This is a genomic window from Priestia endophytica DSM 13796, from assembly GCF_900115845.1.
GTDB lineage: Bacteria > Bacillota > Bacilli > Bacillales > Bacillaceae_H > Bacillus_I > Bacillus_I endophytica.
In genome coordinates this window covers 30,678-40,245 of record NZ_FOXX01000025.1, presented here as the reverse complement: position 1 = coordinate 40,245, position 9,568 = coordinate 30,678, and the positions used below count along the sequence as shown (strand labels likewise).

Here is a 9,568-nt window from a genome sequence, read left to right as displayed (position 1 = left end):
GATTTTAGCTGTACCGAAAGAAATCGCTTTTTGGATATCTTTTGTTGGAATTCCAGTACCACCGTGTAATACAAGCGGCATGTTTGTAAGGCCACTGATCTCTTCCATTTCCTTGAATCCTAAGTTTGGCTCCCCTTTGTAAGGACCATGAACAGAACCAAGTGCTGGAGCTAGGCAGTCGATACCTGTACGCTCTACAAGCTCTTTACATTCTTGTGCATCTGCGTAAATTACGCCTTCAGCAATCACGTCATCTTCTTGTCCACCAACAGTTCCAAGCTCAGCTTCAACAGATACACCGTGGAAATGAGCAAGCTCAACAACTTTAGATGTTACCGCAATGTTCTCTTCGAAAGGACCGTGAGAAGCGTCGATCATAACAGATGTGAAGCCAGCATGAATAGCTTTTGCACAAGACTCAAAGCTTGAACCATGATCAAGGTGAATCGCAACAGGTACTGTTACGTTGTACTCTTCCATAAGTGCTTCAACAAGTTTCACGATTGTTTTGAATCCGCCCATGTAACGGCCTGCACCTTCAGAAACACCAAGGATAACTGGAGATTTTTCTTCTTGTGCTGCTTGTAAAATCGCTTGCGTGAACTCTAAGTTGTTCAAGTTGAATTGACCTACTGCATAACCTTTATCTTTAGCAGTATTTAGCATTTCTTTCATTGATACTAATGGCATGATAATTCCTCCAAATTAGAATATGTAATATAGAATCGCATAAAGAGCTATCGCTCTTTATGCGGTATTCTGCCTAAATTAGTTAGCTACGTGAACTTTTAAAAGGTTTGTTGAACCAGACTTACCAAACGGCATTCCAGCTGCAAGAATAACAAGATCACCGTGTTCAATAATACCTTTATCAACAGCAAGGTTTGTTGCATCACTTGTAATATCATCAATTGTTTCAAACGTGTTGCCTTCGATTGGAACAACACCTGACATAAGCATTAGCTTACGAGAAGTTGATTGATTTTTTGTGATTGCTACAACTGTTGCTTTTGGACGGAAGCGAGAAATCATGCGTGCTGTATATCCGCTTTCCGTTGGAGCTAAGATTGCTTTTACATCAAGCGTCATTGCTGTATCTGCTACTGCTTGACCAATTGCATCTGTTACGCTTGAAACGCCCACTGAATCAGCAAACAGTTTTTCTTTTGAATAATCAAGAGCAGATTCTGCGCGAAGTGCGATGCTGTTCATTGTGCGAACAGCTTCAACTGGATAGTCCCCAGCAGCCGTCTCACCAGAAAGCATGATTGCATCTGTACCATCAAAGATTGCGTTCGCTACGTCACTTGCTTCAGCGCGAGTTGGACGTGGGTTACGTTGCATAGAATCTAACATTTGTGTTGCTGTAATAACAGGCATTCCTAAATGGTTACATTTTTCGATAAGCTCTTTTTGTACAAGAGGTACTTCTTCAACAGGAATTTCAACACCCATGTCTCCACGAGCAACCATTAAACCATCAGAAACTTCTAAGATCTCATCAATGTTATTGATTCCTTCTTGGTTCTCAATTTTAGAGATGATTTTAATATCTGTTGCATTGTTGTCTTCTAGAAGCTTACGGATTTCAAGAACGTCTGCTGCTTTACGAACGAAAGAAGCAGCAATGAAATCTACACCTTGCTCAACCCCGAATAGGATATCTGCACGGTCTTTTTCTGTAATACCAGGAAGGCTTACGCTTACGCCAGGAACGTTTACACCTTTTTTGTTTTTAAGAACGCCCGTGTTTTGGATTGTTGTATGAATTTCACCATTTGCAGCGTCAACAGTTTCTACTGTTAGACCGATTAAGCCATCGTCAAGTAAAATTGTATCCCCTTGTTTTACATCGTTCACAAGGTTTGAGTATGTAATAGAGAACTTTTCTTTCGTTCCTTTTACTTCTTTCATTGACACGATGATTTTTTCGCCTGCTACAAGCTCAAGTGCTCCGCCTTCCATTTCGTTTGTACGGATTTCAGGGCCTTTTGTATCAAGAAGAATAGCAACTGTTTTACCAGTTTCTTTTGACACTTCACGAATTGTTTTAATACGGCCACCGTGCTCTTCAAAGTCACCGTGTGAGAAATTTAAACGAGCTACGTTTAAACCCTCTTCTACTAATTTCGTGAATGTTTCTCGATTTTCACTAGCTGGTCCAATAGTACATACAATTTTAGTTTTTCTCATTCTCTCTTCTCCTTACGTCTAAAGATTATGGAACAATTACAAATTATTACACGTTCTTTTTCTTTAGATTGATAATTCTTTAGATAGTTTATACATGTTCATGTCGATATGATGTTCTTTTCCTAACACTTCTAGAATATCGTAATCAACAAGTTCATTTTTTTGAATTCCAACAGCACGTCCGCCGCGTCCTTGCAATAGTAAATCAACAGCATATCCACCAAAACGGCTTCCTAATACGCGGTCAAATGCAGATGGAGATCCTCCGCGTTGAATGTGGCCAAGAACTGTTACACGGGTTTCGACACCTGACTTTTCTTTTAACTTCTCAGCAAGTTCATTTCCACTCATAACACCCTCAGCAACAACGATAATACTGTGTTTCTTACCACGCTCATTTCCTTGATGAAGACGAGCAATAATATCATCGAAAGATTCGTCTGCTTCCGGAATCAGAATTGTTTCTGCTCCACCAGCAAGACCTGACCAAAGGGCAATGTCTCCAGCATCTCGCCCCATTACTTCAACGATGAATGTGCGCTCATGCGAAGAAGCCGTATCGCGAATACGGTCAATTGCATCAATGACAGTATGTAAAGCTGTGTTAAACCCTAACGTATAGTCTGTTCCTGGAATATCATTATCGATAGTTCCTGGAATTCCAATACAAGGGAATCCTTTTTTTGTAAGCTTAATTGCGCCTTGGTAAGATCCATCTCCTCCAATAACAACTAATGCTTCAATACCATGTTTCTTCAGTTGTTCAATGCCCTTATCTTGTCCCTCTTCTGTTTTGAATTCTTCACAGCGAGCTGACTGAAGCATTGTTCCACCACGTTGAATAATATCTCCAACAGAACCAACTTCTAGCTTTTGAATGTTTCCTTCAATAAGCCCCTTGTATCCTTGACTAATTCCATACACTTCAAGTCCTTCAAAGATTGCTTTGCGGACTACCGCACGAATTGCTGGATTCATACCTGGAGAATCGCCGCCACTCGTTAATACGCCGATTTTTTTCATTTTTCTCATCACCTCATACATCTATCATATTTCAAGATTGTCTTTTTTACAAACAATCTTACATAGGAAATGGGGAATCGTTTCTAAGCATTACATTATGAAAAATTTTACTCTTCTTTATGTATACCTTATAATGGAAAAGACTCCATTGTAGAAACTCATTGATTTACGCCTATTACCTTAACATACTTGTTATATTTGTGAAAATAGCATGAAAGCGATTATCATCTCTTTTTTTCACTTTTTTTCACTTTTTTTCTTCGTTTTTCGCCCTTCTTTGCGTTATTTCATATTTTTTCACCTTAACGCTGTTGCTCCTTAAAAAATTTCCAACCCTATTTTTTAGTATAACCTATCATCGTCAATCCATTACCTTTTTTAACAAAGAGAAAAAGCGCAGAAAAGATTCTGCGCTTTTTCGTTTTTTATAGTTCGTCAAAACCATTTGCATCTGTTGTTTTAGCATATTGACGACTCTTTTGTTCGAAGAAGTCTGTTTTGCCAAGATCTACTGTTTCATATGCTTTAATCCAACGAAGGGGATTTTGTCGGTATCCTTCATAAGGACGCTCCGTACCAAGCTGATTTGCCCGAACGTTCGCATAAAACTTAATGTAATCTTCTACCTCTTGTAGAACAAGACCTTCAATTTCGTCTCCGATTACAGTCTCAGCCCAGCTTACCTCAAGCTCAACGGCACGCTTAAGTGTTTCATTAATAAATTGGTGAAGTTCTTTTGTGTTGTATTCTGGATACTCCACTAAAATTTCTTTAAAAATCTTCACAAATAAATCAACGTGAATTTGCTCATCTCGATTAATATAATTAATCATAGTGCTTGTAGCTACCATTTTGCGGTTGCGAGCAAGATGATAGAAAAAGGCAAAACCAGAATAGAAGAACAAACCTTCTAAAATCACGTCGTACACAAGCGACTTTAAGAGCGTTTCGACGCTTGGGTTTTCAGCAAAATCCTTATAGCCGTTCGTGACGAATTCATTGCGCTCTACAAGCGTTGGTTCTTCACGCCAGTAGTTGAAAACTTCGTCTTGTTTAGATTTGTTTACAATGCTTGAAAGTACGTAACTATAAGAGTGATTATGAATGACTTCTTGCTGTGCAAGCATAATCATAAGCGCATTTAAGCTTGAGTCTGTCAAATAGTCTGCTACTTTCCCGGCATAGTCTGTTTGAATGCTGTCTAAAAGAGCAAGAAGTCCAATAATTTTCAAGAAAGAATCTTGTTCTTTCTCTGTTAGCTGCGGAAAATGCTTAATATCATGTGACATATTAATCTCAAACGGTGTCCAAAAGTTCGCTAGCATTTTTTTATATTTAGGGTACGCCCAACTAAATCGAACGTCATCCCAGTTTAAAACATTAGAGCTTTCTCCGTTAATAATGCTTGTTGATCTGTTTGGTGCCTGACGATCCATAATGTCACGCTTTTTTAGTGTATATGACATCACAATTCACCTTTCTTCTATTATATATGTTACGCTTAGCTATGGCAGCTTTCACATTCGTCAATTGCATCTCCAGATGTTGAACGAACATAATATGTTGTTTTTAATCCTTCTGACCATGCATTGAGATGCAGATCTAAAAGGTCTTTTGCACGAATATCGTTTTGTACATAAAGATTAAAAGATACAGCTTGGTCAATGTGACGCTGACGTTTCGCGTTTTGTTTAATGCTCCAATTTTGATCAATGTGATATGCTGATTTATAATACCAGTTTGTTTGTGGCGTAAGATCTGGTGCCGTTACTGGAATTTTATAGTCCTTCTTCTCTTCTGAATATTCTTTACGGAAAATAGGATCGATACTTGCACTAGAGCCCGCAATAATACTTGTTGAAGAATTCGGTGCAACAGCCATAACATAGCCGTTTCGCATTCCGTTTTCTTGAACTTTAGCACGAAGTTCTTTCCAACGATCGCTCGTATACCCACGATCCTCAAAATAGCGGCCATTCTCCCATTCTGAACCTTCAAATACAGGATATGAACCTTTTTCTTTTGCAAGCTCCATACTCGCTGAAATTGCATAATAGGCAATGTCCTCATATAAGCGATCATTGTACTCAACAGCATCATCACTTTCCCAGCTAATTCCCTCAAGGGCTAGTAGGTGATGAAGCCCAAACGTTCCTAGTCCGACAGCACGATACTTTTCATTCGTATATTTAGCTTGTGGTACAGGAATTGTATTTAAGTCAATTACATTATCAAGCATGCGCATTTGAATTTTCACAAGACGAGGTAGAACGTCTGCTTTTACAGCTGTTGCAAGTGAAACAGAAGACAAGTTACACACAACAAAATCGCCCATCTCTTTTCGGATTACAATGGTGCCTCCATCTGTTGTTTCTTCAACAAGCGTTGTTGCACTCATGTTTTGAGCAATCTCACTGCAAAGGTTGCTTCCGTAAATCATTCCCTTATGTTTGTTCGGATTTGCTCGGTTTACTGTATCACGATAGAACATGTAAGGTGTACCTGTTTCAAGCTGTGAAATCATAATTCGTTTCATAATTTCGATTGCCGGAATTGTTTCGCGAGAAAGCTTCTCTTCTCTTACACACTCTTCATATTTTTCTCTAAATGAACCGCTACCTTTTTCTTCATCGTAAAAATCTTCAAGAGAATAGTTCATAACGCTTCGCACTTCATGTGGGTCAAACAAATGCCATTCTTCTCTGTTTTGCACTTTCTCCATAAATAAATCTGGTAAGCATACGCCTGTAAATAAGTCATGTGTACGAAGACGCTCATCTCCGTTATTCAACTTAGCATCAAGGAAACTGAAAATATCTTTATGCCATACATCTAAGTAAACAGCAATTGCTCCTTTACGCTGTCCAAGCTGATCAACACTAACAGCTGTATTATTTAGCTGTTTCATCCATGGCATAACTCCTGAGGAAACGCCTTTAAACCCTTTAATATCGCTTCCTCTTGGACGCACTTTCCCTAGGTATACACCAATACCTCCGCCGTGTTTTGACAGTGTAGCAACGTCCGTATTGCTGTCGTAGATGCTTCTTAAATCATCTTCAACTGTATCAATAAAGCAGCTTGATAGCTGGCCATATGTTTTACCTGCATTTGCAAGTGTTGGCGTAGCTACTGTCATATAAAGATTTGAAAGAGCCCAATATGCTTCTTCAATAAGAGCAAGACGTTTTTCTTTTGGCTCATTTTGCATAAGCGTCATTGCAATAATTAAGAAACGCTCTTGCGGCAATTCCATTGTTTTGCGATCGTGTGTTTGAGCTAAGTAACGATCAGATAATGTCAGCAGCCCAATGTATGTAAAAAGTTCATCACGTTCTTGTGAAATAAAGCTTTGAATCTTTTCAATCTCTTCTTTCGTGTAAGAAGATAAAAGAGCAGGGCTAAAAATCCCTGTATTTGTTAACGTGTCAATTAAATCATAAAGAGAACCATATTTCTCATCTGCTTGATAGCCACGGTTTTCTGCTGCATTTCCGTAAAGCTTGTCCAATAAAACGCTCGCTGCAACATATGTCCAATCAGGTTCAAGCGTGTTAATACGCTCAAGCGCACCTAAAATAAGCAAGTTTGAAAGACGATCTCTCGTGACCTCTTGTAATGTGAACACCCCTTGAACAATTTTCTGTTCATAATCGTCAAAATCTAGATGTGGATACTTTTCTTTTAGTTTTCCTAGATATCCAACTAACGCCTCTTCAGCTCCATCTTGTTCGACAACCGTTTCTAACGTGTTCGAATTTGTTTGTAACATAATATTTCCTCCAGTCTTTGCCATTCACTCTACAAAAAAAGCTCATTGTCTCTTCGAGAGCAATGAGCATAAAGCGAAGGAACGTGCGCACAAAAAAGCACAACCCTCGCTTTATCCTCCTAACTCCCGAACAGAATAAAACATCTCAATAAAAGGCAGGTCTCCTGACTTTTGCGTCTCTCTACTCTAAGCCCTTCCCGTATAATAAGCTTTTGTAAGCCTTTTCGTTCATACAGTGGATGCGCTTATTTCATCAGCAATCACAGTTGCGGGTACAGTTTTGGTTTGATTACCAAATTCCCTTTTAAGTCACTACATGACACCTTTATTTTAGGTTTATACAAAATATAGTATTTTTACATTCACCAAAGCACTACATATTGTGTTTATTATTCTATCAGACTCTTTTAGATTTTACAACAAAAAAACTCTACGTTTGTTACAATACTTGATTATACACAGTTCTTGTCCGAAAGAAAGACCTTGACTTTTCTTGCATTTATTAAACTTCTTTTCTCTCAACGTATTGTTCCTTATAAAAAAATCAATTTCACTTTTTTGCTATTAAAAAAACTAGTTCACAAAAAATATGAACTAGTTTTATAATACACACCTTTTGTTTTTCTTAAGCAGATTTTTGATGAAGCTTATGATACGTAATTCGGACAAGTTTGTCCATAGTAAAGACGATAAGGAGGCTTGATAAAAAAGCGGCTAGAAAGCGATGATCATTGTTTATACTTTGTATAAAATGAAAGACAAAACGGTGTAGCAAACAAAATATAATGGTTATAAAAAAAAGTTTTATTCCTAATAAAATATCTTTTTGACGTTCTTTATTAATTCCTTTCCATACCCCACAGATGCCGACAAAACTTACAAGCATTGCACCAACCCCAAGCACATATTGACGCTCGTGCCATACTTGTACAAACCCTAAAAATAAAAGACCTAAAAACACAAAGGAAAGCGCCGTATCTCTTTTGGTATTTTTCACTCTTCTTCTCCTTTCATATATACTAAACAATTATCCCAAGTTTATCATACATTTTCTCTTCTGTTCCCCCTTTTTTTACATTTTTTTGGATATTTTCTAGTATAAAAGAGAAGAGCATGCTCTTCTCTTTTATGAATATCACTGCCACTTATCTTTCCACTCTTGAATCATTTTATTATTTTCTTTTATTTTCGCTTTCATAAGAGCTAGTTTTTGATCTCTAATCTCCCATACGGCTTCTTTACGGCTTTTATATTGATCTAAAACGCGTTTTTCTAACCTTTTAACTTCCTCTGCTGAGAGTAATTTTTGTTCCTCTATATATTTTACCCCTAAAAGAAGTCGATCACGCTCCCTTATGCTTGCTTTATCATAAGATTCTTTAATAGAATCAAAACGTTTCTGCTCGCTAAGCTGTTCCTCATCTGAAATCGCCGCTTCTTGCACAAAAGTTTTTTCAGGCGTTTCTTGCTCCCACTCCTCCTTAATGTATGTTTGGAGTTCTTCCTCGGTTGCTACGGTCTTATAAGTACCTTTTGCTGCGACTTGTTGAAGCGCCGCTTCCTCCTCTTGATCTACATCAAGACCAATAATATGGATATCCTCGCTTCCATTAGAAAGAATGCTTCTACTTTCTTCTCCTTCGTCCTCACAAATATCTATTCCATCACTAATAATATAAATAGAGTTTTCATATTGTTCATCATTGTAAGAAGAAAGGATTTCTTCTGCTTTTTGCAATCCTGCCGTAAATGAAGTGTTATCTCCTTCTCTATATTCTGCTAGAGAAGAAGCAAATTCACCTGATTCATATGGTTTATGATCATATGCTACTTGTATATTCCGGCACGCGGGAACTTTTTGTGTTTCCTCATCCTCTTCTATTGGGTTCTCATATGTTAAAAGTGTAATAGATTCGTCGTTAGGAAGAGCTGCTGCAAAATCAATAATTGCCTTTTTCGCTGAGGAAAGTTTTGTTTGATTTCCTAACGTTTCCTCCATACTTTGACTCCCGTCCATCAAAATCACGGCATTCTTCTTTTTCTTTTGATCAGACGTTACCTCTGGAAATACAGGTTCAAATGTTTCAAGCTCTTTTTCTATTTTCCCGTACTCTCCACTTCCTAATAAATAAACAAGATAGTTATAAAACGATTGCTCACTACTTTTTTGCGACTGGACGAATGAATCAATTTTCTTATGTAGAGAAGGTTCTAGATCACTTTCGATGATTTCGTCATATTTTAACGTTTGGGCAAGTTCTCTCCCCTTTAAATACTTTTCTACAAGAATTCCTTGATTTTGATTGTTCATATTTTCTACAGTTTCTGCTGCTTGTGGTATGTGTTCTATATTTGCGCTTGAATAAGCATCAGTTTCTTCCTTTTTGCCACATGCAGTATGTATAAATAAAATGAAAATAAAAAAACTGACTAAGAGCGTTTTCCGCTTCATATTTATTATGCACCTTTCTTTCTCAAATGCTTTCTTCTTCCATATCGGTTTTGCTTTTTCATTTTTCGTAACTTCCCGTATGTACCAGCTCTTCTTCATTATCTTAAAATTTCCCTAGTCAATCAATA

6 protein-coding genes, 1 pseudogene and 1 riboswitch are annotated in these 9,568 nt (G+C 37.7%); all 7 genes and pseudogenes read right to left on the bottom strand.

Features of this window, described 5'->3' with window-relative positions; all coding sequences use genetic code 11:
• The coding region (gene fba, locus BM012_RS24355; RefSeq protein ID WP_074842929.1) for a class II fructose-1,6-bisphosphate aldolase at nucleotides 1-690 on the bottom strand (690 nt) is incomplete at its 3' end.
• A 90-nt stretch (nucleotides 691-780) separates the two neighbouring features.
• Nucleotides 781-2,193: pseudogene (gene pyk / locus BM012_RS24350) on the bottom strand (pyruvate kinase); the annotation flags it as partial.
• A 63-nt stretch (nucleotides 2,194-2,256) separates the two neighbouring features.
• The gene (gene pfkA / locus BM012_RS24345) at nucleotides 2,257-3,216 is read right to left on the bottom strand and encodes a 6-phosphofructokinase (protein ID WP_061803906.1); all 960 of its coding nucleotides are present in this window, start codon (nucleotides 3,214-3,216) and stop codon (nucleotides 2,257-2,259) included.
• Nucleotides 3,217-3,641: 425 nt separating this feature from the next.
• Nucleotides 3,642-4,682 (bottom strand): ribonucleotide-diphosphate reductase subunit beta, encoded by a 1,041-nt coding sequence (locus BM012_RS24340; protein WP_061803905.1) that lies wholly within the window; start codon nucleotides 4,680-4,682, stop codon nucleotides 3,642-3,644.
• A gap of 35 nt (nucleotides 4,683-4,717) precedes the next feature.
• Complete coding sequence (locus BM012_RS24335) at nucleotides 4,718-6,988, bottom strand: ribonucleoside-diphosphate reductase subunit alpha (protein ID WP_113713599.1); 2,271 nt, start codon at nucleotides 6,986-6,988, stop codon at nucleotides 4,718-4,720.
• A 137-nt stretch (nucleotides 6,989-7,125) separates the two neighbouring features.
• Nucleotides 7,126-7,330, bottom strand: a riboswitch (cobalamin riboswitch).
• Between the two features lie 283 nt (nucleotides 7,331-7,613).
• Nucleotides 7,614-7,985, bottom strand: a complete 372-nt coding sequence (locus BM012_RS24330; protein WP_061803904.1) for a hypothetical protein — start codon at nucleotides 7,983-7,985, stop codon at nucleotides 7,614-7,616.
• A 138-nt stretch (nucleotides 7,986-8,123) separates the two neighbouring features.
• Nucleotides 8,124-9,440, bottom strand: a complete 1,317-nt coding sequence (locus BM012_RS24325; RefSeq protein ID WP_161939297.1) for a VWA domain-containing protein — start codon at nucleotides 9,438-9,440, stop codon at nucleotides 8,124-8,126.
• Between the last annotated feature and the right edge of the window lie 128 nt (nucleotides 9,441-9,568).